Source organism: Streptococcus nidrosiense (genome assembly GCF_042140045.1).
Classification (GTDB): domain Bacteria; phylum Bacillota; class Bacilli; order Lactobacillales; family Streptococcaceae; genus Streptococcus; species Streptococcus nidrosiense.
Genome location: NZ_CP152419.1, coordinates 1,420,034 through 1,446,476, shown reverse-complemented (window position 1 = coordinate 1,446,476; position 26,443 = coordinate 1,420,034). Strand labels below are relative to the sequence as shown.

The window sequence follows — 26,443 nt, the reverse complement described above, 5'->3', positions numbered from 1 at the left end:
GATGGAGGTTTTTAGAGATGAGAAAGATTGATTGGGACAAGATAAAGACTCGCTTAGATGCCTTGCTAGTCATTGACGAATATCTGACAGATCCGAGTGAGGATTGGCTCAGACTCGTGATTAAGACTGAGGAAGACTATGGAGTCCGCTATCTTATTGATAATGGCTCTGGTGATTCTTTAGATGTGATTTTGACTGATAAAATGATCCTCATAAAAGGTTTTGATCATGAAAGCAGTTTAAGCCAGTTTGCTGCTGACGAGTGGAATCAAGAAGTCATTGATGGTTTTTATAAAGGACTGGATGAAAAGTATGTCTTACTTTATTCAGAAGACCAAAAAGATGAAACAACCTTCTTTATCTGGTATGACGGTCAAGCGCATCAATATACGTACCAAGATCAGGATGGCGGAGAATGGTTGCTATCTTACCTCTTTGATAGCTTTGAGAGATTTTATGAGTTTGTGACTGACTATTATGAAATTACCGTAGATAAAGATTTACTTAGGAAACTCTATATTGATGGACAACTTTCAGATCTAGAAGTAAAGCAATTAATCCAAGATGATTAAGAGGCTTATTATGAGAGTGAACTATAAAAATACCCCTGAAAAATATCAAACTCTGGCAGAAATAATTATCACGCCATTGCTTGATTTACTCAAAAGTTTAACCTTGTTAGAAGAGGAAATTTTTGAGCGTAACAGAGCACTGGATAAGGAAAAAGAAGCCCTTGGAATCCCATCTAATCAGCTTCACCCTTTGTGGAATGAACTTATGGATGACTATTTTCAGAGGCAAATCCAACTTCTAACTGGACGAGTGACTCAAAAATGCTTGGAAGGAGGAGTTCGAAATTCTTATGGCTCCCCAAGTGAGTATAACTATGTTCAAACGAATGATTTTTCTGTAGATTTTATCATGACAAAAGCTGAAGAAGCAAGAGTCATCACCCATTATCAAGAAGCTTTAGAAATGAAGCATCAGTTTGTACTTAGATTGGTGGATGGAAATTGGCTACTTGATGAGAAATTCTACGGTTTTGAGGATGAGGAAACTTGGTATCTCGATTCACTTTGACCAAGATAGCTTTGCTTCCCAACTGGTATGAGAAAAAGGAGGAGTCCTATGAATTTTTTAAAAAATTTATTTACTAGTAAGAAAGAAAAATCAGAGAAGAAAAAACAACTGATCTTGTCCATGCCTCTTTTCAAAGGCAATCAAGCCTATTCTTTAGACCAAGTTGTTCAGGAATTGAAATCTCATTGGGGGTTTGAAATTTCTGAAGTTTCTGGGGATGATTTTAGTGCAACCTTTGTGATTGATGGTGCTCTCGTTGCGCTAGCTTTAATGGATTTGCCTATCCCAAGTCAAGAATTTGAAGAATTGTATGCCTATTCTTACCTCTGGCAGGATGTTGAGAAGGAAACACAGGAGCACACACAACACGTCATTGTTTCTATTTTGTCTGACAATCTTTCGCCAGTAGAAACTTATTCCCTATTGACTAAAGTCAATGCCTCAATCCTAAAAACTAGTCAATCAGCTATTGGTATTTATCAGGGTTCTACTACCTTGCTCTTGCCCAAAGATCTTTATTTAGACCTGGCTGACCTTTTGAAAGAAGAAATGCTTCCCCTTCAACTCTGGATTTATATGGGGATTATCAACCAGGGAGATAAAACTAGTATTTACACTTATGGTTTGAAAGAGTTTGGAAGAACTGAGATTGAAATTATCGAGTCTCCTATGAATAGCGATGACTTATATTATTTCCTCTTGTCTATTCTTCAGTATGTTTTAGGCAGTGATGTCACCTTAAAGGACGGTGAAACCATTGGCTTTTCAGAAGATCAAAAAATCAAAATCACTGAGTCAAAAGCCGTCTATTTGGAAGGAAATTCCTTGAAATTAGATGTTTAAACCATGATTTATAATTGAGTTTTCTTCCTAGATTGGGGGTTTTATGAAGCGTGATATAAAAAAGTATTATCTCTACCGATTTCTGGTCTATAGATTTGAAAAACTCTCTTGTAAGAATCCAAGTCTCAAGGAAATAAAACCAGAGAAGAGAGAAAAAATCGTTCTAGAGGCTACTCGAACTAGTCAAAAAATTATTTTAGTCCTTGGAATTCTTTATGTTTTGCTATATTCTGCTATGTTCATTTACCTAAGGCTCAATGATTTTCACCCCCCTTTATTTACTTGGTTTACTGACTACATCGATTATTTGGGCGGACTGATAAACGGAGAATGGGGCGGTAGTTGGCGTCAAAAGCAAGCTAGTTTTTTGATGATTGCTCTAGTGGCTTTACCGATTGTACTGATAGAAGGCGGCCCCTTCTTCTTAATGGTTTTATTGATTGGGAATTGGACATTAAAAAGAAAGATAAGATTTGACATAGAACATAAAGGAGTAGAGAGCCATGGGTAGAACGGTGATTATAGGTACTTTAATTGCTTTTGCAATTTTTAATCTGCTACTCGGTCTGGGCTTTTATCTCTTTCTAAAAAAGAGGAAAGAGAATGGACAGTCATTGTACGAATCCCCTGTAAACCAACAAACTCGAACAGAAATACTGGGTCTAGGCGAGATTTTGGTCTACCTGACACTGATTGCAATCGCAGGGATCTTTGCTTTTCAGACCTTAAATAGAGGCGGTGTGGGGAATTCTATTTTAGCCAAAATGATCCTCCTACCTGCTCTAATGGCTCTTTTCAATGCAAGAAAAAGGACTGGAAAGTCATTACTTGCCCTCCTTATAACCTTGATGGTCTTTCTAGTAGGAGTCATGTATAATCTCACGATTGGTTTCCCACCTCAAGCACCGATTTTGCAAATTAATGAAAGTAAAATCACGTTAGCAGAAACCAAAGCAAGTGATCTGATGGAAGCTGGATTTGATATCTATGTAAGACAAGGTGATGGTGCTAGCGACTACGAAGATCTCCTGACATATGGCAATTTCCAAAAGTATTCAGGAGATAAATCAGTCACTATCGAAAAAGGCTTCAGACTTGATAGCAATGCTGTTCCCTACGCTCCCTATCTCTTTGCAAAAGATGGCATAGTTCTTGGGAGTATTTCCTTTTACGGGGCAGAAGATAAGGACGTGGTTCTAGAAGATTCTAAGGTTATTCAGGTTCGATTTAACAAGGACACCATTGATGCAGCTAAAGAACATTCTATAATTTTGAAATTGGATGAACTCGACTTGACTAGTCGACTGGACCTTCCACTTGTTCAAGAAACTTTCAAAAAGCATCTATGGTCAATCCCCCCATCAAATACAAATGATGTCACTCAATTGTGGTATGGATTACAGTGGTCAAGTAACAGTGACTCTCTATTTTGGAATGAGTATTATAGTCTCATCCATCTGGATGAAAATTACTTGATGACTGATTTTGAGCTAGCTGTTCAAGTAGCACGAGATGACTAGATAGGATTTTGAATAGTTGACTGTACTTATAACTAATTGAGGAGCTGAGTATTTTAGTTCCTTTTTAATTTTTTTGAACTTATTTTAAAACGGTTTCTATTTTATGGTTCGTTGATTTTCACGAACAAAAAAATGAATTTATTTAAAAAAGTTTCTAAAAATACTTTACAAGTATCTGAAAATATGATATAGTAATGAAGCTTAGAAAATGAGATGATGTTTTCTAGCAAATATAAACCCGAGTAAAAAATGCCTACGGACAGGCAGGGTTGAATGCCGAAGCGTGGTTGAAAAGCCACATTATTGATAGGGTTAAAAGCCTACTTTTATAAGTTGATGTTAGAACATTAGTTCTAATTCGTATAGATTTGTTAGTGTGGTGAAAGCACACGTCATCTTGTGAAACGATCAATAAAGTACGTAATATTTGCTACTAGAGAGTTAGGAAACATCAGGAACAGACATACTCAAAAGAAACAAACATAAACACGTCAGTAGATTGTAGAGCAGGTGCCAACCTGCTCTTTTTTCATAAGTATCCTTTAGAGCCTTACATGGTTAAGGTGTAAAACTATGGTAAAGGAGTATGTCTTTATAATGTTAAATCAAAACCAAGCTCCTATCTACGAGGGGTTGGTCAAGTTACGAAAGAAAAGAATTGTACCGTTTGACGTACCTGGTCACAAGCGTGGCCGTGGAAACCCAGAGTTGGTTGAACTTTTAGGGGAAAAATGTGTAGGCATAGATGTCAACTCTATGAAGCCCTTGGATAATCTGGGGCATCCCATTTCGATTATCCGAGAAGCTGAGGAACTAGCTGCAGAAGCTTTTGGTGCTGCTCATGCCTTTTTAATGATTGGGGGCACAACCTCATCTGTTCAAACTATGATTCTCTCCACCTGTAAAGCTGGAGATAAGATCATCCTTCCTCGAAATGTTCATAAGTCAGCTATCAATGCGCTCGTTTTATGTGGCGCTATTCCCATTTATATTGAGATGAGTGTGGATCCAAAAATCGGTATTGCTTTGGGGCTTGAGAATGAGCGTGTAGCACAAGCTATTCAGGAACATCCAGATGCTAAGGCTATCCTAATAAACAATCCTACCTACTATGGGATTTGTTCAGATCTTAAGGGGCTAACAGAGATGGCTCACGCTGCTGGAATGAAAGTTTTAGTAGATGAGGCACACGGTGCCCATCTGCATTTTACAGATAAACTACCTCTATCTGCTATGGATGCAGGAGCAGATATGTCAGCTGTATCCATGCATAAGTCTGGTGGTAGCTTGACACAAAGTTCACTTCTTTTAGTTGGGGATCAGATGAATCCTGAGTACGTGCGTCAAATCATTAACCTGACCCAATCAACATCAGCATCTTACTTACTAATGTCTAGTTTGGATATTTCACGCCGCAATCTGGCCCTTCGTGGTAAAGAGTCCTTTGAGAAGGTCATTGAGCTATCTGAGTACGCTCGTCGTGAAATCAATGCTATCGGTGGCTACTATGCCTATTCAAAAGAGCTAGTAGACGGTGTGTCTGTCTGTGATTTTGACGTTACTAAGCTGTCAGTTTACACTCAGGGCATTGGCTTAACAGGTATTGAAGTTTATGATCTCTTACGGGATGAATATGACATTCAGATTGAGTTTGGTGATATTGGCAATATCTTGGCCTACATTTCGATTGGGGACCGTATCCAAGATATTGAACGCTTGGTTGGTGCTCTGGCTGACATCAAGAGACTTTACTCAAGAGATGGGAAGGACTTGATTGCTGGAGAATATATCCAGCCTGAGTTGGTGCTATCTCCTCAGGAAGCCTTCTATGCAGATAGAAGAAGCTTAACATTAGACGAGTCCATTGGCCAGGTATGTGGGGAATTTGTCATGTGTTATCCTCCAGGAATTCCAATCCTAGCGCCAGGTGAACGGATTACACGAGAAATTGTCGATTATATCAAATTTGCTAAAGAACGTGGTTGTTCCCTCCAAGGAACGGAAGATCCAGAGGTCAACCACATTAATGTCATTGAGAGAAAGGAGAACTAAATGGATTTATGGTTTTCTGAAGTTCATACTCCAGATGTGAAATTGTCTCTTAGAACTGCTAAACAACTCTATGCTGGAAAAAGTGAGTGGCAGGATATTGAAGTATTAGATACTCCAGCTTTTGGAAAGATTTTGATTTTAAATGGGCATGTCTTGTTCTCAGATGCAGATGACTTTGTCTACAACGAAATGACCGTCCACGTTCCTATGGCTGTCCATCCAAATCCAAAGAAAGTCTTGGTTATTGGGGGTGGTGACGGTGGTGTTGCCCAAGTATTAACTCTCTATCCAGAATTGGAACAAATCGATATTGTAGAACCAGATGAGATGCTGGTTGAGGTTTGCCGAGAATATTTTCCAGATTTTGCTGCAGGACTTGATGACCCTCGCGTCACCATTTACTACCAAAATGGACTGAGATTTTTGAGAAACTGTGAAGATGATTATGACATTATCATTAACGATGCGACAGATCCATTTGGCCATACGGAAGGGCTCTTTACCAAGGAATTTTACGGCAATAGTTATAGGGCTCTCAAAGAAGACGGTATCATGATTTACCAGCATGGTAGCCCCTTCTTTGACGAAGATGAGTCTGCTTGTCGAAGCATGCATCGCAAGGTCAATCAAGCCTTTCCAATTAGCCGAGTTTATCAGGCACATATCCCTACCAGTCCTGCTGGCTATTGGTTATTTGGATTTGCATCGAAAAAATATCACCCTGTCAAAGATTTTGACAAGGAAGGCTGGAAAAAACGCCAGCTTTTCACAGAATACTACACTGCAAACCTACATATTGGTGCCTTTATGTTGCCTAAGTATGTAGAAGACATTTTAGAAGAAGAGGAAGGAAAAAAATGAGTCGTTTACTAGTTATTGGATGTGGGGGCGTTGCCCAAGTTGCTATTTCAAAGATTTGTCAAGATAGCGAAACTTTTAAAGAAATTATGATTGCTAGCCGTACCAAGTCAAAATGTGATGACTTGAAGGCTAAATTAGAAGGCAAAACAAATACTAAGATTGAGACAGCTGCTCTTGATGCTGACAAGGTAGAAGAAGTGATTGCCTTGATTGAAAGCTACAAACCAGAAGCTGTTTTGAACGTAGCTTTGCCTTATCAAGACTTGACCATCATGGATGCTTGTTTGGCTACAGGTGTGCACTATATTGACACAGCTAACTACGAGGCTGAGGATACAGAAGACCCTGAATGGCGTGCTATTTATGAGAAACGTTGCAAAGAACTTGGATTTACAGCTTACTTTGACTACTCATGGCAGTGGGCTTACCAAGAAAAATTCAAGGAAGCAGGCTTGACAGCTCTTCTTGGTTCTGGTTTTGACCCAGGTGTAACCAGCGTCTTTTCAGCTTATGCACTCAAACATTACTTTGACGAAATCCACTATATCGACATTTTGGACTGTAATGGTGGTGACCACGGTTATCCATTTGCGACCAACTTTAACCCAGAAATCAATCTACGTGAGGTTTCTGCACCAGGTTCTTACTGGGAAGATGGAAAATGGGTAGAAGTCGAAGCTATGTCTATCAAGCGTGAATATGATTTCCCTCAAGTTGGACAAAAAGACATGTATCTCCTCCACCATGAAGAAATCGAATCATTGGCCAAAAACATCCCAGGTGTTAAACGCATTCGTTTCTTTATGACTTTTGGCCAATCTTATCTAACGCACATGAAATGCTTGGAAAACGTTGGTCTCCTTCGTACGGATGCTATTAATTTTAACGGACAAGAAATCGTACCAATCCAATTCTTGAAAGCCTTGCTTCCAGATCCTGCAAGCCTTGGCCCACGTACTGTTGGTAAAACAAATATCGGATGTATCTTTACTGGTGTCAAAGATGGAGTTGAAAAGACAATCTACATCTACAATGTTTGCGACCATCAGGAATGCTACGCAGAAGTTGGTTCACAAGCCATTTCTTACACAACAGGTGTTCCAGCCATGATTGGGACAAAATTAGTGATGGATGGTACTTGGAAACAACCAGGAGTTTATAACCTTGAAGAGTTGGATCCAGATCCATTCATGGAAGCTTTGAATAAATACGGTTTGCCATGGGTTGTGGTAGAAAACCCACAAATGGTGGACTAATGAAGTTAGAACAAGTACCAACACCAGCTTACGTCATTGATTTAGCAAAACTAGAAGAAAATTGTAGCATTCTGCAAGAGGTTCAAGAAAAAACCGGCTGTAAGGTTCTACTGGCTCAAAAGGCTTATTCCCTCTATAAAACCTATCCTTTGATTAGTCAGTATCTGTCAGGTACGACGGCTAGTGGACTCTATGAGGCTAAGTTAGCTAGAGAAGAGTTCCCTGGGGAAGTCCATGTTTTTGCGCCAGCTTTCAAGGAATCAGATATGGAAGAGCTACTACAAATATCAGATCATATTGTTTTTAACTCAGAGAGACAACTTCGAAAATATGGTCAACGTTGTCGTGAAGTTGGTATTAGTGTGGGTCTGCGCATCAATCCTCAATGTTCAACGCAGGGTGACCACGCGCTTTATGATCCTTGTGCTCCTGGCTCTCGTTTTGGAGTGACTTCAGACAAGATACCTAGTGATTTGCTGGACTTGGTTGACGGGCTTCATTTTCATACTCTTTGTGAGCAGGGGGCAGATGATTTACAAACGACTTTGAAAGCAGTAGAAGAGCAGTTTGGAGCCTATTTGCATCAAGTTAAATGGCTCAATATGGGTGGTGGTCATCATATTACGAGAGATGACTATGATGTGGACTTGCTGATTTCTGAGATTAAAAGAATACGAGAAATCTATAACCTTGACGTCTACATTGAACCTGGAGAAGCTATTGCCCTTAATGCGGGCTATCTAGCTACAGAAGTCTTGGATATTGTTGAAAACGGGATTGAGACCTTGGTGCTAGATGCTTCAGCAAGTTGTCATATGCCAGATGTCCTTGAGATGCCTTATCGCCCCCCATTGAGAGATGGATTTGAAGCGCAAGAAAAACCTTATACTTATAGACTCTCTTCAAATACTTGCCTAACAGGGGATGTCATTGGGGATTATAGCTTTGAAAAACCGATTGAAATCGGTGATCGCCTCTATTTTGAAGACATGGCAATCTACTCCTTTGTCAAAAATAATACCTTTAACGGGATTGGACTTCCAAGTTTGTATCTCATGGATAAAGAGGGTGAGTGCAGTCTAGTTAAAGCATTTGGCTACCAAGACTTTAAGGAGAGATTATCATGATGGACAGTCCAAAGAAATTAGGTTATCGTATGCCTGCAGAGTATGAACCCCATCATGGGACTCTCATGATATGGCCTACTCGACCAGGGTCTTGGCCTTTTCAAGGAAAGGCTGCAAAAAAAGCTTTTAGCCAGATTATCAAAACTATTGCTCAGGGGGAAACAGTCTACCTTTTGGTTGAGGAGGACTATCTATCTGAAGCGCAATCCTATCTAGGAGACAAGGTTGTTTATTTAGATATTCCGACAAATGATGCCTGGGCTCGTGATACAGGTCCAACTATTCTCCTCAATGATCAAAGGGAAAAGTTGGCGGTAGATTGGTCTTTCAACGCCTGGGGTGGTGGTGTTGACGGTCTCTACCAAGACTATGAAGCTGACGACCAAGTAGCCAGTCGTTTTGCAAAAGTATTAAAGATGCCTGTTTACGATGCCAAACCTTTTGTACTGGAAGGTGGAGCAATTCACAGTGATGGTCAAGGAACCATACTTGTGACTGAAAGTTGCTTGCTTAGTCATGGTCGTAATCCTCACCTGACTAAAGAGGAGATTGAAAAGATCTTACTAGAGAGTCTTGGTGCTGAAAAAGTTATCTGGTTGCCTTACGGTATTTATCAAGATGAGACAAATGAACACGTCGACAATGTTGCTGCCTTTGTAGGTCCTGCAGAACTTGTCTTGGCTTGGACGGATGACGAAAGTGATCCCCAGTATGCCATGTCTGCAGCAGATCTAGCTCTTTTAGAGAAGGAAACCGATGGAAAAGGCCGGAGTTTCACTATTCATAAACTTCCAATCCCAGCTATTCATCAAGTAGTTACAGAGGAGGATTTGCCGGGCTATACTTATGAAGAAGGCGAAGAGGAGCGTTATGCAGGTGAACGTTTAGCAGCTTCCTATGTGAATTTTTATATTGCTAATAAGTCTGTATTAGTGCCACAATTTCAGGATGTAAACGACCAAGTAGCCTTGAATATTCTGAGCCAGTGTTTCCCTGACCGTGATGTTGTCGGAATTCCTGCAAGAGATATTCTATTAGGTGGTGGAAATATCCACTGCATTACCCAACAAATTCCAGAATAGGAGAAAAAGATGAGAAATGTAACGGTTGCAGCCATTCAGATGCAATGCGCTAAGGATGTGGATACTAATATCCAAACAGCTGAACGTTTGGTTCGACAAGCTGCGGAGCAAGGAGCCCAGATCATTCTTTTACCAGAATTATTTGAACGTCCCTATTTCTGTCAGGAACGTCAGTATGACTACTACCAGTATGCCCAGTCTGTGTCTGAAAATACAGCTATTCAGCATTTCAAAGGAATTGCCAAAGAGCTAAAGGTCGTTTTACCGATTAGTTTCTATGAAAAAGATGGTAATGTCTTATACAATTCCATTGCTGTCATTGATGCGGATGGAGCAGTACTAGGAGTTTATCGTAAAACTCATATACCAGATGACCATTATTATCAGGAGAAATTCTTCTTTACTCCTGGAAATACTGGTTTCAAGGTCTGGGACACTCGCTACGCCAAGATTGGTATCGGGATCTGTTGGGATCAGTGGTTTCCTGAAACCGCCCGTTGCCTTGCATTAAATGGAGCAGAATTACTCTTTTACCCAACAGCTATTGGATCAGAGCCTATTTTGGATACAGATAGTTGTGGTCATTGGCAACGTACCATGCAAGGACACGCAGCAGCAAATATTGTCCCAGTTATTGCTGCTAATCGTTATGGTTTGGAAGAAGTCACTCCTTGCGAGGAAAATGGAGGACAAAGTTCCAGTCTTAATTTCTACGGTTCATCCTTTATGACCGATGAAACAGGAGCTATTTTAAGTCAAGCTGAACGACAAGATGAAGCAATCCTCTTAACCACTTATGACCTTGACAAAGGAGCAAATGAACGCCTTAATTGGGGTCTCTTTAGAGATAGAAGACCGGATATGTATAAAGATATCGTGAAATAATTGGTTGTATTTTAAGTTTAGGCCATTAACGTTTTAGGATAGATAGGAGACCTTTTAATGAATCAAGCATGGGAATTATTATTTGAGGGAAAGATTGACGAAGCGAAGCAATTAGTTCAAGCGGAGTTTTCGCTTGCAACTTGTAAAGATTACAGTCTTTTAAACCTGATGGGCTATATCTATTTGTACGAAAAAAAATACGAAGATTGTTTAGAGATTTACCAACGTTATCTTCACTTGGCTATTACAGAAAAGGATCGTGAAAATGAACACATCGCGTATCATCAATTGGCCATGGTCTATCGTGAAATGAATGATTTTCAGACAGCTCTTAGCTATATCGAAAAAGAGCGAGAAGTTATTGAACAAGATTTTTCAGGGGATTATCTCAAATATTCTGTTAATGACTATGAGCAAGGTTATTTACGATTAAAGTTAGGTCAACTAGTTGAGGCGGAGTTTTATATGCAGCAGTCGCTAGACTTAGCCTTAAAGACAGATGATCTTATCGCTCAGGCCTGTGCTTATAGAGGATTGGGAGAGATTTATCGAAAACTTGATTCGAGTAAATCCTATGATTATTTTAGTCACGCTATTAAACTCTTCGACAAGGCGGGAGATGAGATTGGAGCGGAAGAAGTTAGAGCTTTAATAGATAATAAAAAGTCTGAGACCAAATAGTTCTCAGATACGCAAAAGCTAGAGGTTCCCAATTGTGGAACTCTAGCTTTTTTCTGTAGATACTATAATAATTTTTTGATAATGGCCTAGGATTCTGATAAAATGGACTTAGTGTTAGCAAGGATAAAAGAGACTGGAAAGCTCTCAATCAATTTTTTCTTGAAGAATTAAGTCGTGACTGAGGTTAATTATGGAAAAATGGACTTGTAGATGTGGTCAAGCAATGAACAACCATAGATCGCCCGATCCAAATGCTTATTCTGTATACTCGGATGAGTTCTTAGCAGAAATTTCTCAAGCTGAATTCTTTTGACTGATATTCTGTCATTTTAATTACGGTAATTATTTGTTATAATACTTCAAAGGAGGAAATCAGATGGTAGTAAAAACAAGAAAACAAGGAAATTCAATCACCAATACTGTTCCAAGTGAATTCAATATTCCAAGTGGTGTTAAATACGAAGAGAAATTGTTACCAAGTTGTGAAATTATCTTTACTCCCGAAGAGTCTGGACATCAGATTTCTTATGTATCTGATGATGCCTTTGACTTAAATTTGGACAAAATTTTTGACGAATACGATGATGTTTTCAAAGCTTTGGTGGGAAAATGACAGTCTATCTTACAGAAAGACAAATTGAAAAAATCAATTCTTTAGCAATTCAACGGTATTCACCTAATGAAAAAATTCAAACAGTTAGTCCTTCTGCCTTAAATATGATTGTCAATTTACCAGAACAATTTGTCACCGGTAAACCTCTTTATCCAACAATTTTTGATAAGGCAACGACACTATTTGTCCAATTGATCAAGTAGCATGTTTTTGCCAACGCTAATAAACGAACTGCTTTCTTCGTTTTGGTGAAATTTCTACAGTTGAATGGATATTGTTTTTCTGTAACGGTTGAAGAAGCGGTGGATATGTGTGTAACTATTGCAGTAGAATCCTTAACAGATGAAAGGTTAGCTAGCTACACCAAATGGATCTCAGAACATTCATTTATTGCTATTGGCAAAAATTAAGCTTGGATGTTTAAATCCTATAAGATAAAAGTAGATAAACAGACAGTATTAGAATTCTGTAATGCAGAAAACTAATCTTTTGAATACGTCAAACATTCAATCTTACTAACAATAAAAAGTAGCCCACTCAGGCTACTTTTTAAAATTCTTTGTAAACATAAGTATTCTCTGGTTTATCAACCTTGATAAAGGATTGAACTTCAAGGGTTGGGAGGACTTGGTTGAGTTCCTTGTGATAATGATTGCTAATCTTACCTTTGACTCTTACCCAGGTGTTATTGTCATACTGATTGGTATTTCCTGTGGTCAAAAGGCCAAAAACTCCTGAATCAGCGATACAGTGCATGATACCAAAACGAAAGACAAATTGACTATTAGAGTAATTGGGATCATTGTAGACAAAGCCAGTAAACTCGATCTCCTTACCTTCAAATTCATTTGGAAAATCATAGATAACTTCCATGACTTCCAAGTAATTCTCATCCTTGATGACAATGCTTGATTGGGTTAAGTATTTATCAGCACTCTTACGAACAGTGACTACATAAGCTGTGTGTGAATAAAAGCGACTGGTATCCGGCTTAAGATACTGACTGCTCGTTCCTTCACTTGCTTGGATTGCCTTGTCAGTTCCTTCCGACAAAGGGAAATAATATCCTTTTGCCGATACTGTTTGTGAATCCAGAGTGACAGTTGGAAATGTAAATCCAACTAACAAGGGTAAACTTAAGAGGACAAAACTAGCAAGCTTGGCTGAAAAACTATGTAAGTGACTATGTTCTTTCAAACGCTTGAAGCAAATATAGGATTGAACAATGGCTAGTAGCAAAGATAAAAACATAGTGATATAAGCCAGATAAGAGTAGTGGAGGTTTAGATACTGATTGAGCTTACCTGATAGATGTAGATAAAGGGTTAAGATAAAATAGCCAAATAAGATAAAAAATCGAATCATAGCATCACGCCGACTAGATAAGAATAGGCAAGAACAACAAGAGTTACGATGGTCATGAACTGCCAAATAAATCGCGTTTTGAGATAATTCTTCATCATGAGTAGATTCTTGACATCAAGCATGGGACCTATTACCAGAAAGGCAAGCACTGGAGCAAAGCCAAAACTAGAGAGAAGAGAAGATCCGATAAAGGCATCCGCTTCACTACAGAGGGATAGAAGGAAGGACAAGACCATCAGAAGAACAATCGCAAGTAGTGGTGTCGCACTGATGGATGTCAGGATACGAGTTGGAACATAGACTTGGACTATACTTGCAAAAAGACAGCCAAAGACTAAATAACGCCCCATATCAAAGAATTCATCAATAGCTTGGATGAAGACCTGAAGAAGTTTCTGACCTGAAGTCAAGTGAGAAAAATCATGCTCATGACAAGCCAATCTATTTTCCTTTTGAATAGGTTCCTCCCAGAAAAATCCAAGAAAGATACCCAATATAGTAGCAACGAGAATAGAGCCCAAAGCACGTAGTAACACCATTTTAAATGAATTACCAAAGGCCGAATAGGTCGCAAAGAGTACGATGGGATTGATGATAGGAGCTGTTACTAGAAAGGGAACAGCCGTATAGCTTGGAACCTTCTTCTCTAAGAAGCGGTTGATGATCGGAACAATTCCGCACTCACAAGATGGGAAGAGAAACCCTATAAATGTACCAAAAAAGATTCTCCCCAAGCGATTTTTAGGGAGAAATCTATAAACTTTCTCAGGAGTCACATAGACTTCGATAGCACCAGAAATAATGCTTCCAATCAAAACGAAGGGTAGGGCTTCAATGATGATTGATAGAAAAATAGCGCCAGCTTGTAAAATACTCGAAGGCAGACTTTGAAAAATCGTCATCTATTTTTTCTTTTCTGCCTTATCTTTCTTTTCTTTGTCGTCTGGGAAAGTTACTTGCTTCAAATCAGGGAGTTTAGCGAATTCTTCGAACATTTTGTCTAAGTCATCAGTTTTTGTAAATTTAACAGCCATTGGGCATACCTCGATTCTAAATTCTAAATATCTTTTTATAGTTACTAATTATTTTGTGTTTTTTTAAAAACTGCTATTAGCAGAAGAGACGAGATGTAAAATATTATAAACAAGTTCAAAAAAAGTATTAATTTTCCCAAAAAATAATAAAGTTGCTTAGAAATTACTAGAGAAAGGGAGATTGGTAAAAATCGTCCGCTTAGTATGAGAAATATAAGAGAATAATTATTAAATGAAGAATCATAATAGTTTTTTATATAAGGTTGCAATAGAGGAAAAAAAGCATCTGATAAGATTAGTGTAAACCAGACGAGATTAATGATTAAAGTTATACGATTTTCCAAGTTTTTAAGTAATTTACTATCATTTACATTTGATAAATTTATAATACTCGGAATGATTTTATTAGCTCCTATTGTAATTAATAGAGATTGGGTTAATAAAAATATTTTAGTATTACTTTGGGATATTGGACTATTATCTAAAAGAAGAGGGAGTAAAAATACAGTACTAATGATAGCGGTTATCAAATCTTGTTTGAGAATTTTGCTTTTGAAAATTTGCATGATATAATCCATTTTTCTTTTATTATTTTTTTAAATGCTCTCCATTAAGGTTATTTTTCTCTAAATAAATTTTTTGAAATAGTTACATAACATTTTAAGAAAGAAAAACTAATCTCTATATAGCTATTTTACACTCTTTAAAAAAAAAATCAATGTTATAATTAATTTATTTTCATAAATTAAAAAATAAATTAGTATACTAGATATTAGCAAAAATGACTCACTCAAAAAAAATGAATTTCCTTATGGTATAATAGTTCTATGGATAAAAAATATGAAAAAATTTCCCAAGATTTGGGTGTAACCTTAAAGCAAATTGATACGGTCTTGTCTTTGACAGCAGAAGGAGCAACCATTCCCTTTATCGCTCGTTATCGGAAAGACATGACTGGTAGTTTGGATGAGGTGGCTATCAAAGCTATTATCGACCTTGATAAAAGTCTAACCAGTCTCAATGATCGTAAGGAAGCGGTCTTAGCTAAGATTCAAGAACAAGGAAAATTGACCAAGGAATTGGAAGAAGCTATCCTAGCAGCTGAAAAACTAGCAGATGTAGAAGAACTCTATCTTCCTTATAAGGAAAAACGTCGTACAAAGGCAACCATTGCGCGTGAAGCCGGACTCTTTCCACTTGCTCGTCTAATCCTACAGAATGTTTCTGATCTAGAAAAGGAAGCAGAAGCATTTGTATGTGAAGGATTCGAGACTCCACAAGATGCTTTAGCAGGTGCAGTTGATATTTTGGTTGAAGCTCTCTCTGAGGATGTCAACTTGCGTTCGATGACTTATCGCGAAGTCCTTGAAAATTCTAAAATCACTTCTCAACTGAAAGACGAAACTCTTGATGAAAAGCAGGTTTTTCAGATTTATTATGATTTTTCAGAGACAGTTGGAAATATGCAGGGTTATCGTACCTTGGCCCTCAATCGTGGGGAGAAGCTAGGTGTCTTAAAGGTCGGTTTTGAACATGCGACGGACCGTATTCTTGCCTTCTTTGCTGCTCGTTTCAAAGTTAAGAACGCCTATATTGACGAAGTTATTCAGCAATCTGTTAAGAAAAAAGTATTGCCAGCTATTGAGCGCCGTATTCGTACCGAACTAACTGAGAAGGCAGAAGAAGGAGCCATTCAACTCTTCTCAGAAAACCTTCGAAAACTTCTCCTTGTTGCACCTCTTAAAGGGCGCGTGGTTCTTGGATTTGACCCTGCCTTTCGTACAGGTGCCAAGCTTGCAGTCGTAGATGCGACTGGTAAAATGTTGACGACACAAGTCATTTACCCAGTAAAACCAGCTTCAGCTCGTCAGATTGAAGAAGCCAAGCGTGATTTGGCAGATTTGATTGGCCAATACGGTGTTGAAATCATCGCTATCGGAAATGGAACTGCTAGTCGTGAAAGTGAAGCTTTTGTCGCCGAAGTGCTTAAGGATTTTCCAGAGGTCAGCTATATCATTGTTAATGAGAGCGGTGCATCTGTCTACTCAGCTAGTGAACTTGCCCGTCAAGAGTTTCCTGACTTAACTGTTGAAAAACGTTCGGCAATCTCAATCGCTCGTCGCTTGCAAGACCCACTTGCTGAATTGGTTAAGATTGATCCCAAATCCATCGGTGTCGGTCAATATCAGCACGATGTAAGTCAAAAGAAACTGTCTGAAAGTCTGGACTTTGTTGTGGATACAGTCGTTAACCAAGTCGGTGTTAATATTAATACGGCTAGTCCAGCCTTACTTTCGCACGTAGCTGGTCTTAACAAAACAATCTCTGAAAATATTGTTAAGTATCGTGAGGAAGAAGGTAAAATCACTTCACGCGCCCAAATCAAGAAAGTTCCTCGTTTAGGTGCTAAAGCATTTGAACAGGCAGCAGGTTTCCTCCGTATCCCTGAAAGTAGCAATATCCTTGACAACACAGGTGTTCACCCAGAAAACTATGCTGCTGTTAAGGAACTTTTCAAACGTTTGGACATTAAAGATTTAAATGAAGAAGCACAAGCCAAACTCAAATCTATTTCAATCAAGGAAATGGCCCAAGAATTTGACCTCGGTCAAGAAACTCTCAAAGATATTATTGCAGATCTTTTAAAACCAGGACGTGATTTCCGTGATTCTTTTGATGCTCCAGTCCTTCGTCAGGATGTCTTGGATATCAAAGACTTGAAAGTTGGCCAGAAGCTTGAGGGCGTTGTCCGTAACGTCGTTGACTTCGGTGCCTTTGTTGACATTGGTATTCACGAGGATGGCCTGATTCATATCTCTCACATGAGCAAGAAATTTATCAAACATCCAAGTCAGGCTGTGTCTGTCGGCGATTTGGTAACCGTTTGGGTGAAGAAAATCGATGCTGACCGTGAAAAAGTAAATCTGTCGCTCCTTGCTCCAGATGAATCTAACTGATTACGTCAAACAAGTTTCTTTAGAGGATTTTGGAAAACCTTTCAAACATCAAGCTCAGTGGAATACTCGTCTGCGGTCGACAGGTGGACGATTCTTTCCAAATGACGGGCATTTGGATTTTAATCCAAAAGTCTATCAAGAACTTGGTATAGAGGTGTTTCGGAAAATCGTCCGTCATGAGCTCTGCCATTATCACCTTTATTTTGAAGGTAAGGGCTATCAACATAAGGATTTAACCTTTAAGCAGCTTCTAAAAGAGGTCAATGGTCTACGCTTTGTTCCTCCCTTATCAGGTGCTAATAAAAAGCCAAGCTTAATCTATACTTGTCAAGCTTGTCATCAAACATATCAAAGAAAGCGAAAAATTGATACAAAGCGCTATCGTTGTGGTGTCTGTCGTGGTAAACTCCTCTTGTTAAATCGGCCTAAGGACTGATGTAGACAGTTTAGCTTAGTGCTATACTAATATTAAGAAAAACGAAAGAGGAACAAATCATGAATACAAAATTTTATAAAATGAGAAGAAATCGTATGATATCAGGTGTTCTAGCTGGTCTATCTGATAAGTGGAATCTTGATGTAACCCTAGTTCGTTTCCTTTTTGCAATTTTTACAATCGCAAACTTTGGACTCGGAATTATTATTTACATTATCCTAGCTTCTATTCTACCAACAAAAGAAGATATCGAAGCTGAAATGTATGGAACAGGCCCACGCAAGATTAAAGAAGCCCAGCCTATAAATGATGACGAAGGTTGGTTTTGGTAACCATATTACCATTCATTTGAAGTATTAAACCCTTGTAGTATCAAGGGTTTTTGTTTTGCTTAAAAATTTGTGGTAAACTAATAGTAGTAAAATTTTAAAAAAATATGTTAATCTTACAAAAATGTAAGATTAAAAGCCTCTTTTGTAAAGTTATGTTATGGAATGGTCTCATTTTTTAGAGTACACTTATAACAGTAAGATAAGGGAGAAAAATATTAAAAAAATTGTAAATAAAGAAAATCAGTAAACCAACTTCAAAAGAGACCGAACGTTTTAAGCTTGATAGTACCATTATGCAAGATCGATATCAATTAACAGGATATAAAGAAGGTGTCTATCATGACCTTTTGGATTTAAAATACGTTCAAAGGATTTCTAAAACTCGTTTTCAAAACAATCAAGTAGAATCTCTGAAAAACATCTATTGACTGTAGAAAAAGGTTACTACCTTGCCATCATGGGTAAGTTTGGTTATGCTAAATCAACAGTACTCAATATTCTTGTCATTCTTGACAAATCAACTCGATGTCAGCTCTTTCTAAATGGAATAAACACAACTACCATAAAAATAAGAGATAACAAGTTTTCCTTGTGGAACCTTAGGTTTTGTATTTCAAAAATACAATTTGTTAGTTACATTTTCTGTTAGAGACAATCTCTTACCCCAATAAGAAAGAGGTATAAGATGTATTTTAAGGATCTTAATATAGAAATAATTACGATTGAATGCTCATTTTTAATTGTACCATAACCATATTCATTTACTGAAGAACATGGGGGATATGAGTTTGTTTTACAAATTCTTACTTTATAGATATCCCTATTTTCCAAAAAAATATATTTAAAAACACTTGACAAACCTCAAAAAAAGTACTAAAATAAAAAATGTAAACACTTACATCAAAATGTGTTCAATTTCAAAAAGGAGGGATAGTTATGAAATATTATAACGATTCTAGATACCATAACGGTGATTAAAAACCTAAATATTATCAATTCATATTAAAGTAATACAGAGTTACTAAAAGAGGATTAGTACGGAGTTTTTATCAAATATTTTAATTCAAGGAGAAGTAAAATGAAAAAAAGAATTAATAAGAAAATGTTTGTTTTTCTAGCTGCAAGTGTTTTAAGTCTTAGCTTTGCTTCTACAGCTAGTATTGTTAGTGCAACTACAGCACATCCTGCTCCATATCCGATTATTGATGTATGGGAGTATGGTGTAAGTGATAGCTATGGTTATTCGAATTACTTTGTTAAGTCTCCAGATAATATTGGTTCAAAATCTTCAGTAACGAATTATTGGGGAACAGTTAAATCTTACGATAAAAAAGATTATGGATGGGCATATTCAGGTGCAACAAAATCTTGGAGCGATATTCGATTAAATGCATATTGGGATTATTATAGATTTTAAAAATAATTTATGAAAACAAGAGACCCGATTATAAGATGGGGTCTTTTGTAATATGGTAAGTGCTTATGAAATTAAAATTATGTATCATTGGATTTTTCTTTTGTTTGATTGCTGCAATTGGTCTGGTCACTATTAGCGATACCGAAACGCCCATACCTTTACCAATTGATGGTGCTTTTTCTATTCAAGGAAAAAGCAATCTTTCCAATAACGAAATTTACGAAATGATTCGTGACCTATCAAAAACGGAAAAAGTTACCATTTACAAGCCGATTGTTCAGAGTTCGGGACAGTTGAAATATGTAAATTTCGATGATGCAAACAATGAACAATTAAAGTCAGTACCGATAATAGGGATGTATTACACCCTTGGGGAAATGGATGTAGACAGTTTGAAACCACTTACGATGACAGGACTGCAAACTGTATATATGGCTTATCCTTGGTATATAGGAGGAATGTTACAATTCACTGGAACTTTAAGAATACTGTTAATGGGTTCCATTTACTTAACTTTATTAGTTGTTTTATTTGTTGTTAGGACGAGGCAGATTAAAGAAGGAGTGATACGACGTTCTTTGGGATTGCCTGTATACGATCTAAGAAGAGAGTATGTCATTTCTCTTATTTTTGAACTGATTATGATGGCTTTATTGATGATTTCTTACAGTTCTTTTTTTGGAAATGGTTTCTTAACTTATAGTTCTAAGTTATTTTTCTCTCTGCTTTTAACGAATTTTATACTATTTCAAATCATTGATCTCATCACCTTTGTTTTATTTTGGTTGACGATTCAGATTGAAAAGCCCATTGAAATTATCAAAAACAAGGCGAAAAACAAGCTTATTTTTGTCGTATGGCTTGCCATTATTTCGATTATTATCGTTGTATCAGGAATTTTTTTACAAGAAACAAAGAGTAGTCAATCCAGTATTAACATCCAGATACAGAATTTAGTACCATGGGACACAGTAAAAGACTGGAGAAGGATTGAGTTCCTTGGAATTGAAAATAACTCTGCTAAAAATGGAGAAGTAAGTGATTCGGATGGTCAGTATCTACAGATAGCTGCTTCCTTAAAAAACTTAGATTATTTATATATAGAACGATCCTCGGCCTATGTTCCAGATTTTATGAAAACGTCTCATGCTTTAGAAGACTTTTCTAAACAATTAGAAAATGATGGAATAACGAATCCAGAAATAAATAAAGATCTGATTTATATCAATCAAACAGGTGCTAATCTACAAAATAAAGTGAATGGAACAAACTATCATCTTTTAGATAATAAGATAGCAACCATCTATATTCCTGAGAAATGGAAAGAAAACCAGAAATCTATTGAGAACACAGTTGTAGCAGAACAATTTATTGGAACAAACTATACAAAAGAAGAGCTTGCAGTACAAATAATTCCTGATGGTAATAAGATTTTTTATTTCAATGAGGATGCTGATATCGATCATAAAAATAAAGATATTTTACCAATGCCAAGTGTAGCAGATAGCAAAGATAACATTGTTGTTGTGTTAGATACAGACAAAATGATCGAAAACAATAAGTTTACTTTGGCTAGTAATATAACTAATAAGTCTCTTTTTAGTCCTGAGGCGGTAAAGAAAATAAATGAGATGGCTACCCAGTTGAATTTTTCAATGAATCCAGTAGATGTTTACCAAATTGTGAACTTGAAGATCCGATCCTTAGAGCACCAAATTCTACTTTCACAAATCTTGCAGAAGATAATTTACAGTATTGTCTTTATACTCATTTATCAATATGTCCAACTTTATATTGCCCTAAAACAGAGTGAATATGTGAAAAAAATCATTTTGGGTCTGTCAAAAACATATATAGCAATTTCAAGTCTCAAGTACTTTATGATGATTATTACAATGGTTATTCTATTTACATTTCTTATGACAGGGCAAATAGAGCTGCTATATATTGGTCTTGCTTCTATACTAGTTTTGATGTTGTCAATAATCATGAGTTTTAAAAAATTATCTGAAAGCTACACTAAAATTTTAAAAGGAGATGAAACATGACAATTGACCTTTTGAACGTTTCAAAAAGTTTCGGCTCAAAGAAGATCTTTACAGACTTAAATTTAAGATTTGAATCTGGAAAAAGCTATGCATTGATTGGGGGTTCTGGCTCTGGTAAGAGTACTCTTCTTAATATTATAGGAAGATTAGAAAAAATTGATAGTGGGAACGTTTTAGTTGATAAACAGGATATTTGGAAGATAAAAGAAAGAACCTTTTTTAAAAATACTGTTGGATATGTATTTCAGAATTATTCTTTAATCGAAAACAAAACAGTATATGATAATCTGAAACTTATCACTAAAGACAAAAAAATAATAACTGATGTACTTGAAAAAGTAGGACTGTCGAGCGACTATTTACATCAAAAAATATATGAATTGTCTGGAGGGCAGGCTCAACGTGTAGCTATTGCCAGAATGTTAATGAAACCACGTAAAATTATTTTAGCAGATGAGCCCACAGGAGCTTTAGATGGTGAGATTGGAAAAGAAATCATTCGTTTATTATTAAATGAAAGAGATGAAGATAAATATGTTATTATCGCTACGCATGATCCAGCTGTCTATAACAAAGTTGATGTGATCATTGATATGAAAGATATAGGGGATAATGTATGAAAAAGATAATTTATATTGCTTTGATCTTAGTAGCTGGGTTACTTGCCATCTTCCTTTTTGGAAAACAAATGATCATAAAAGAAAATACCAATAAACCAACACTGGAGTTAACAGTTTATACGGTTTCTTCTAGTGATACAGAAAAATGGAATAAAGTGAAACAAGTAGAAACGGAAGAAGCTACATACTTCATAACTGTGAAAGAAGTAGCGTCTTCAGAAGAAGTATTTTCAAACATTATTGCAAATGGTGCTGCTTTTGGGTTCGGAGTTCGTGAAGAAGAAGTGAAGCAATTTAATAATAATTTAGGAGACACTATAGAGGACTCTAAGCATAATAAACTCATTGAAATAGAATTTTTTACTTTTTCTGATGCTGACGAGGGATTTGTAGTAGCAAATTTTGACTATGGCAAAGAAGAGTTGAATTCTCAGAAAAAAGATATAAAAGGCTTATATAAAAAAATATATGAATCTTTTAAAGAAAAAAGTAAGTGATTGCGATTTATTTGCCTGTTTTGATAGAAAAAAAGTCAATTTTTAATACTAGTATTTTATCTTAATAATCGCGCTTTTTAGTTGATAAAACTTACAAATACTCCTGTAGAAGACAATGACATTCAGTTTACTTATGTGTATCATGTGTATATAAAGTTAGGTCTATCGCATCATCAATTTATGTTTATCAATAATCGAGCAGATGTTGCGTCAATTGATATTTCAGAAGTTCAGTACCAGTGTTTTATGAAAGAATCACTTTCTCATGTCATGCTTTATAATTACAGTAACAAAAAACACTTAGAAAATCCTGATAATGTTTACAGGTTATAACATAAATCAGTGGAGTTTGGAAGTAATTCTGTTCTGTTATATTCTAACAACTCATGAATATTGAATGTTTAGTTTATTTGTTGACAGTATCCCAAGTCAAATGTTTCTATAGGAAAACTCTCATACTGGTTGCCCTGACTTTTTTTCAGCTATGTTTATGAAAATGCACTGTTGACTTATGCTCTTCAAGTGTTCTCTGTAAGTAAATTCGTTATAATTAACTGTGATAATGTAGAGTAAAGATTGTTTTTTTCCTGCGAAGAGTTCATATTTGAGGCAAACAAGCCATTTAAACAGAGTTAGGATTCACCTTCATGACTATAAATCTAGCAAAATTGGCCAATAGTTTAGACTCTACAAGGTCAACTATTCAAAAACCACACAGTATTTCTTTCGGCTTGATGCTATTCAAGCTTGAAATCACTATGTGGTTTTATTTTAAAGCTAGTTTTTGCTCAGCATCAATTTTTAACTTAAATACTAAACAACTGTCCGAATAGATAGGTAACTCCCATGGTCAACAAACCGATACAAAGGTTACGGATCATGGCTGTTTTTATTGGGGCTTTTCCGAGTTTTGCACTGGTGTAACCTGTAATCAATAGAGAAATCGCAACGATAAAGACAGTAGCAGGGATTCTGTATTCGCTTGGGAAAATAATAATCGAAAGCATTGGTGGTAGGCTACCAAGTACGAAGGCAATAAAGCTAGATGCAGCAGCATGCCAGGGATTAGTGAATTCCTCATACTCGATTCCGTACTTTTCCTCAACTAAGGCTTTGAGAGGGTTTTTAAGAAATGCCTTGTTGGTTAAGAGCAGGGCTGATGTTTCACACTCACCATTTTGAAGATAGGCTGCGTAGAGTGATTTTTTAGCAGCTTCTATATCTTTATCCAAAAGTAATTGTTCGCGGGCTACAGCGGCTTCCTCCGTGTCTTTTTGAGTAGATACGGATACATATTCGCCACCAGCCATAGAAAAGGCACCAGCAAGAATTGCGGCTAATCCTGAGAGGAAGATAATCCAGATATTGTTAGTCGCACTGGCAACCCCAATAACAACTCCAGCGATAGAGATGATTCCATCATTTGCGCCCAGTACCCCAGCACGCAAGATATTTAAACGGCCAGCAAAGTTTGCATCAATTTCATGTGTAATTTCTGACATAGTGTTCTCCTTTCTAAACATTATAAAAGATAGGAGCAGTGAATACAAACATTTTAAACTATCTGAAAAAAGTTCTACAATTCTAATAATAGCCATAGCCATTTCTTATGCCAATATATAACAAAGTTGTATTTGTAACTGAACGAATTAGGTGATACAATGAACCTAATGAAATCTTTGGAGGTCTAAATATGACTCGTGAATTTAAATTTGAAACTCTGCAATTGCATGCAGGTCAAGTGGTAGATGCTACTACCAAGTCTCGTGCTGTTCCAATTTACCAAACAACATCTTTTGTATTTGAAGATACACAAGAAGGTGCAGATCTTTTTGCCCTTCAAAAAGCTGGTAATATTTACACCCGTATCACTAACCCAACAACTTCAGCCTTTGAAGAGCGTATCGCAGCACTGGAAGGTGGAGTAGGTGCACTTGCTACTGCATCAGGGATGGCGGCTCTTACTTATACTATCCTTGGACTTGCTCATGCAGGAGACCACGTGGTTGCAGCTTCAACTATCTACGGTGGGACCTTTAACCTTTTGAAAGAAACCCTTCCTCGCTATGGAATCACCACAACTTTTGTTGATATCGATAATCTAGAAGAAGTAGAAGCAGCGATTAAAGATAATACCAAACTTGTTTTGATTGAAACCTTGGGAAATCCAGTCATCAACATTCCTGATATTGAAAAAATAGCTGAAATTGCTCATAAACATCAGATTCCTTTGGTTGCAGACAATACCTTTGCAACACCTTATCTTATCAATGTCTTTTCTCATGGTGTTGACATTGCGGTTCACTCAGCAACTAAGTTTATCGGTGGACACGGTACAACTATTGGTGGTGTTATCGTTGATAGCGGGAAGTTTGACTGGGCAGCTTCAGGTAAATACCCTCAATTCGTCAATGAAGATCCAAGCTACCATAATTTAAGCTATACTCGAGATGTAGGTGCTGCAGCCTTTATCGTTGCTGCTCGCGTGCAATTGCTTCGCGATATGGGAGCTGCCCTTTCACCATTTAACTCATTCTTGCTTTTGCAAGGTCTTGAAACACTTTCTCTCCGTGTAGAACGCCATGTTCAAAACGCTGAGAAAATTGTTGATTTCCTTGTTAATCATCCAAAGGTTGAAAAAGTCAACTATCCAAAACTCCCAGATAATCCATATCATGCTTTGGCTGAAAAATACCTACCAAAAGGTGTAGGTTCAATCTTTACCTTCCACGTTAAAGGCGGTGAAGCAGAAGCTCGTAAGGTGATTGACAACTTGGAAATCTTTTCAAACTTAGCCAATGTAGCAGATGCTAAATCATTGGTAGTTCATCCCGCAACTACAACACATGCTCAGTTGTCTGACTCAGATCTAGAAGCAGCAGGAGTAACTAAAAATCAAATTCGTCTTTCAATCGGTCTTGAAAATGTTGATGATTTGATTGAAGATTTGCGACTAGCTCTTGAAAAAATCTAAAAATAACTAGTTTTTATCGAATTATAAATCCTTCTCACGAATAATTAAGTGAGGAGGATTTTTATGTATAGTATTTCTTTTCAAGAAGATTCGCTCTTACCAAGGGAACGCTTGGTAACAGAAGGAGTAGAGAGTTTGAGTAATCAGGAGTTACTAGCCATTTTGTTACGAACAGGGACTCGTCAATCTACTGTTTTTGAAATTGCACAAAAAGTATTGAATCAATTAAATTGCTTAACTGATTTGAAAAAAATGACTCTGCAAGAACTACAGAGTTTATCAGGTATCGGTAGAGTGAAAGCTATTGAGTTGCAAGCTATGATAGAGCTAGGAAGTCGTATTCACAAACAAGAAACCATGGAGGCAGAGAGTATCCTCAGTAGTCAAAGACTGGCTAAAAAGATGCAAGCTGAACTGGGAGATAAAAAACAAGAGCACCTGGTAGCGCTCTATCTTAATACTCAAAATCAAATCATTCATCAGCAAACCATTTTTATCGGCTCAGCTACTAGAAGTATTGCGGAACCAAGGGAAATTCTCCACTATGCTTTGAAGCATATGGCAACATCTGTGATTCTGGTTCATAATCATCCATCTGGTGCTGTCATGCCGAGTAGAAATGATGACCATGTTACGAAGCTTGTTAAAGAAGCCTGCGAATTAATGGGTTTGGTCTTATTAGACCATCTAATTGTCTCACACTCCGATTATTTTAGTTACCGTGAGAAGACGGAACTGGTATAAAAAACCTGTATGTGATACA

At 37.1% G+C, this 26,443-nt stretch carries 26 protein-coding genes and 3 pseudogenes; 25 read left to right on the top strand and 4 right to left on the bottom strand.

The window, feature by feature from the left end; translation table 11 throughout:
- Positions 1-17 precede the first annotated feature (17 nt).
- The 14 genes and pseudogenes from AAFQ93_RS06870 (at position 18) to AAFQ93_RS06805 (ending at position 12,410) form a co-directional block, all read left to right on the top strand.
- Positions 18-572, top strand: a complete 555-nt coding sequence (locus AAFQ93_RS06870) for a hypothetical protein (protein WP_375554999.1) — start codon at positions 18-20, stop codon at positions 570-572.
- Positions 573-582: 10 nt separating this feature from the next.
- A complete protein-coding gene (locus tag AAFQ93_RS06865) occupies positions 583-1,080 on the top strand; it encodes a hypothetical protein (protein ID WP_375554997.1) in 498 nt (165 codons plus the stop codon).
- 48 nt (positions 1,081-1,128) lie between these two features.
- On the top strand, positions 1,129-1,923 hold the full coding sequence (locus tag AAFQ93_RS06860) for a DUF4261 domain-containing protein (RefSeq protein WP_375554996.1): 795 nt from the start codon (positions 1,129-1,131) through the stop codon (positions 1,921-1,923).
- A gap of 43 nt (positions 1,924-1,966) precedes the next feature.
- The gene (locus AAFQ93_RS06855; RefSeq protein ID WP_375554995.1) at positions 1,967-2,434 is read left to right on the top strand and encodes a hypothetical protein; all 468 of its coding nucleotides are present in this window, start codon (positions 1,967-1,969) and stop codon (positions 2,432-2,434) included.
- On the top strand, positions 2,427-3,443 hold the full coding sequence (locus AAFQ93_RS06850; RefSeq protein WP_375554994.1) for a hypothetical protein: 1,017 nt from the start codon (positions 2,427-2,429) through the stop codon (positions 3,441-3,443). The genes AAFQ93_RS06855 and AAFQ93_RS06850 overlap by 8 nt, the downstream gene beginning before the upstream one ends.
- A gap of 597 nt (positions 3,444-4,040) precedes the next feature.
- Entirely contained in the window at positions 4,041-5,495 is a 1,455-nt protein-coding gene (locus AAFQ93_RS06845; protein ID WP_375555778.1) for an aminotransferase class I/II-fold pyridoxal phosphate-dependent enzyme, read from the top strand.
- Positions 5,496-6,356, top strand: coding sequence for a polyamine aminopropyltransferase (speE, locus tag AAFQ93_RS06840; RefSeq protein WP_049504668.1), 861 nt, complete (start codon positions 5,496-5,498; stop codon positions 6,354-6,356). It begins immediately after the preceding gene.
- Positions 6,353-7,612, top strand: a complete 1,260-nt coding sequence (locus AAFQ93_RS06835) for a saccharopine dehydrogenase family protein (RefSeq protein ID WP_074325005.1) — start codon at positions 6,353-6,355, stop codon at positions 7,610-7,612. Before speE ends, AAFQ93_RS06835 begins: the two co-directional genes overlap by 4 nt.
- Positions 7,612-8,739: a carboxynorspermidine decarboxylase gene (nspC, locus tag AAFQ93_RS06830; RefSeq protein ID WP_060955733.1), complete on the top strand. Its 1,128-nt coding sequence runs from the start codon at positions 7,612-7,614 to the stop codon at positions 8,737-8,739. The genes AAFQ93_RS06835 and nspC overlap by 1 nt, the downstream gene beginning before the upstream one ends.
- Positions 8,736-9,821, top strand: a complete 1,086-nt coding sequence (gene aguA, locus AAFQ93_RS06825; protein ID WP_375554993.1) for an agmatine deiminase — start codon at positions 8,736-8,738, stop codon at positions 9,819-9,821. The genes nspC and aguA overlap by 4 nt, the downstream gene beginning before the upstream one ends.
- 9 nt (positions 9,822-9,830) lie before the next feature.
- A complete protein-coding gene (gene aguB, locus AAFQ93_RS06820) occupies positions 9,831-10,706 on the top strand; it encodes an N-carbamoylputrescine amidase (protein ID WP_375554992.1) in 876 nt (291 codons plus the stop codon).
- Between the two features lie 57 nt (positions 10,707-10,763).
- Positions 10,764-11,387 carry a tetratricopeptide repeat protein gene (locus tag AAFQ93_RS06815; protein ID WP_375554991.1) on the top strand — a complete coding sequence of 208 codons (624 nt, stop codon included), beginning with the start codon at positions 10,764-10,766 and terminating at the stop codon, positions 11,385-11,387.
- A gap of 376 nt (positions 11,388-11,763) precedes the next feature.
- A complete protein-coding gene (locus tag AAFQ93_RS06810) occupies positions 11,764-12,000 on the top strand; it encodes an AbrB family transcriptional regulator (RefSeq protein WP_223140986.1) in 237 nt (78 codons plus the stop codon).
- Positions 11,997-12,410: pseudogene (locus AAFQ93_RS06805) on the top strand (type II toxin-antitoxin system death-on-curing family toxin). The gene AAFQ93_RS06810 and the pseudogene AAFQ93_RS06805 overlap by 4 nt, the downstream one beginning before the upstream one ends.
- Positions 12,411-12,549: 139 nt before the next feature.
- Here the strand turns inward: AAFQ93_RS06805 and AAFQ93_RS06800 are convergent.
- From AAFQ93_RS06800 to AAFQ93_RS06790, 3 genes are read right to left on the bottom strand one after another with little or no spacing between them, the layout of a single operon-like run.
- The gene (locus tag AAFQ93_RS06800) at positions 12,550-13,365 is read right to left on the bottom strand and encodes a TIGR03943 family putative permease subunit (RefSeq protein ID WP_375554990.1); all 816 of its coding nucleotides are present in this window, start codon (positions 13,363-13,365) and stop codon (positions 12,550-12,552) included.
- Positions 13,362-14,267 carry a permease gene (locus AAFQ93_RS06795; protein ID WP_375554989.1) on the bottom strand — a complete coding sequence of 302 codons (906 nt, stop codon included), beginning with the start codon at positions 14,265-14,267 and terminating at the stop codon, positions 13,362-13,364. The genes AAFQ93_RS06800 and AAFQ93_RS06795 overlap by 4 nt, the downstream gene beginning before the upstream one ends.
- Entirely contained in the window at positions 14,268-14,399 is a 132-nt protein-coding gene (locus AAFQ93_RS06790; protein WP_000268695.1) for an SPJ_0845 family protein, read from the bottom strand.
- Between the two features lie 827 nt (positions 14,400-15,226).
- On the opposite strand from AAFQ93_RS06790, the gene AAFQ93_RS06785 reads away from it, so the two are divergent.
- From AAFQ93_RS06785 to AAFQ93_RS06745, 9 genes and pseudogenes are all read left to right on the top strand, one after another.
- A complete protein-coding gene (locus AAFQ93_RS06785) occupies positions 15,227-17,356 on the top strand; it encodes a Tex family protein (protein WP_375554988.1) in 2,130 nt (709 codons plus the stop codon).
- Entirely contained in the window at positions 17,343-17,792 is a 450-nt protein-coding gene (locus tag AAFQ93_RS06780; protein ID WP_375554987.1) for a SprT family protein, read from the top strand. The genes AAFQ93_RS06785 and AAFQ93_RS06780 overlap by 14 nt, the downstream gene beginning before the upstream one ends.
- Positions 17,793-17,851: 59 nt before the next feature.
- Positions 17,852-18,124, top strand: coding sequence for a PspC domain-containing protein (locus tag AAFQ93_RS06775; RefSeq protein WP_049503317.1), 273 nt, complete (start codon positions 17,852-17,854; stop codon positions 18,122-18,124).
- 293 nt (positions 18,125-18,417) lie between these two features.
- Positions 18,418-18,786, top strand: a pseudogene (locus tag AAFQ93_RS06770) (ATP-binding cassette domain-containing protein); the annotation flags it as partial.
- 416 nt (positions 18,787-19,202) lie between these two features.
- Complete coding sequence (locus AAFQ93_RS06765) at positions 19,203-19,541, top strand: hypothetical protein (RefSeq protein WP_375554986.1); 339 nt, start codon at positions 19,203-19,205, stop codon at positions 19,539-19,541.
- A gap of 65 nt (positions 19,542-19,606) precedes the next feature.
- Positions 19,607-21,589, top strand: a complete 1,983-nt coding sequence (locus tag AAFQ93_RS06760; protein WP_375554985.1) for an ABC transporter permease — start codon at positions 19,607-19,609, stop codon at positions 21,587-21,589.
- The gene (locus AAFQ93_RS06755; RefSeq protein ID WP_216730612.1) at positions 21,586-22,209 is read left to right on the top strand and encodes an ATP-binding cassette domain-containing protein; all 624 of its coding nucleotides are present in this window, start codon (positions 21,586-21,588) and stop codon (positions 22,207-22,209) included. The genes AAFQ93_RS06760 and AAFQ93_RS06755 overlap by 4 nt, the downstream gene beginning before the upstream one ends.
- Complete coding sequence (locus AAFQ93_RS06750) at positions 22,206-22,706, top strand: hypothetical protein (RefSeq protein ID WP_375554984.1); 501 nt, start codon at positions 22,206-22,208, stop codon at positions 22,704-22,706. The genes AAFQ93_RS06755 and AAFQ93_RS06750 overlap by 4 nt, the downstream gene beginning before the upstream one ends.
- Positions 22,707-23,272: 566 nt before the next feature.
- Positions 23,273-23,539, top strand: a pseudogene (locus AAFQ93_RS06745) (IS5/IS1182 family transposase); the annotation flags it as partial.
- On the opposite strand, the gene AAFQ93_RS06740 reads toward AAFQ93_RS06745, so the two are convergent.
- Positions 23,513-24,208, bottom strand: a complete 696-nt coding sequence (locus tag AAFQ93_RS06740; RefSeq protein WP_375554983.1) for a VIT family protein — start codon at positions 24,206-24,208, stop codon at positions 23,513-23,515. The pseudogene AAFQ93_RS06745 and the gene AAFQ93_RS06740 sit on opposite strands and share 27 nt — an antisense overlap.
- Positions 24,209-24,399: 191 nt before the next feature.
- Between AAFQ93_RS06740 and AAFQ93_RS06735 the strand changes: the two genes are divergently transcribed.
- Complete coding sequence (locus AAFQ93_RS06735) at positions 24,400-25,680, top strand: O-acetylhomoserine aminocarboxypropyltransferase/cysteine synthase family protein (RefSeq protein ID WP_375554982.1); 1,281 nt, start codon at positions 24,400-24,402, stop codon at positions 25,678-25,680.
- Between the two features lie 63 nt (positions 25,681-25,743).
- The gene (radC, locus tag AAFQ93_RS06730) at positions 25,744-26,424 is read left to right on the top strand and encodes a DNA repair protein RadC (protein WP_373115812.1); all 681 of its coding nucleotides are present in this window, start codon (positions 25,744-25,746) and stop codon (positions 26,422-26,424) included.
- Positions 26,425-26,443 lie beyond the last annotated feature (19 nt).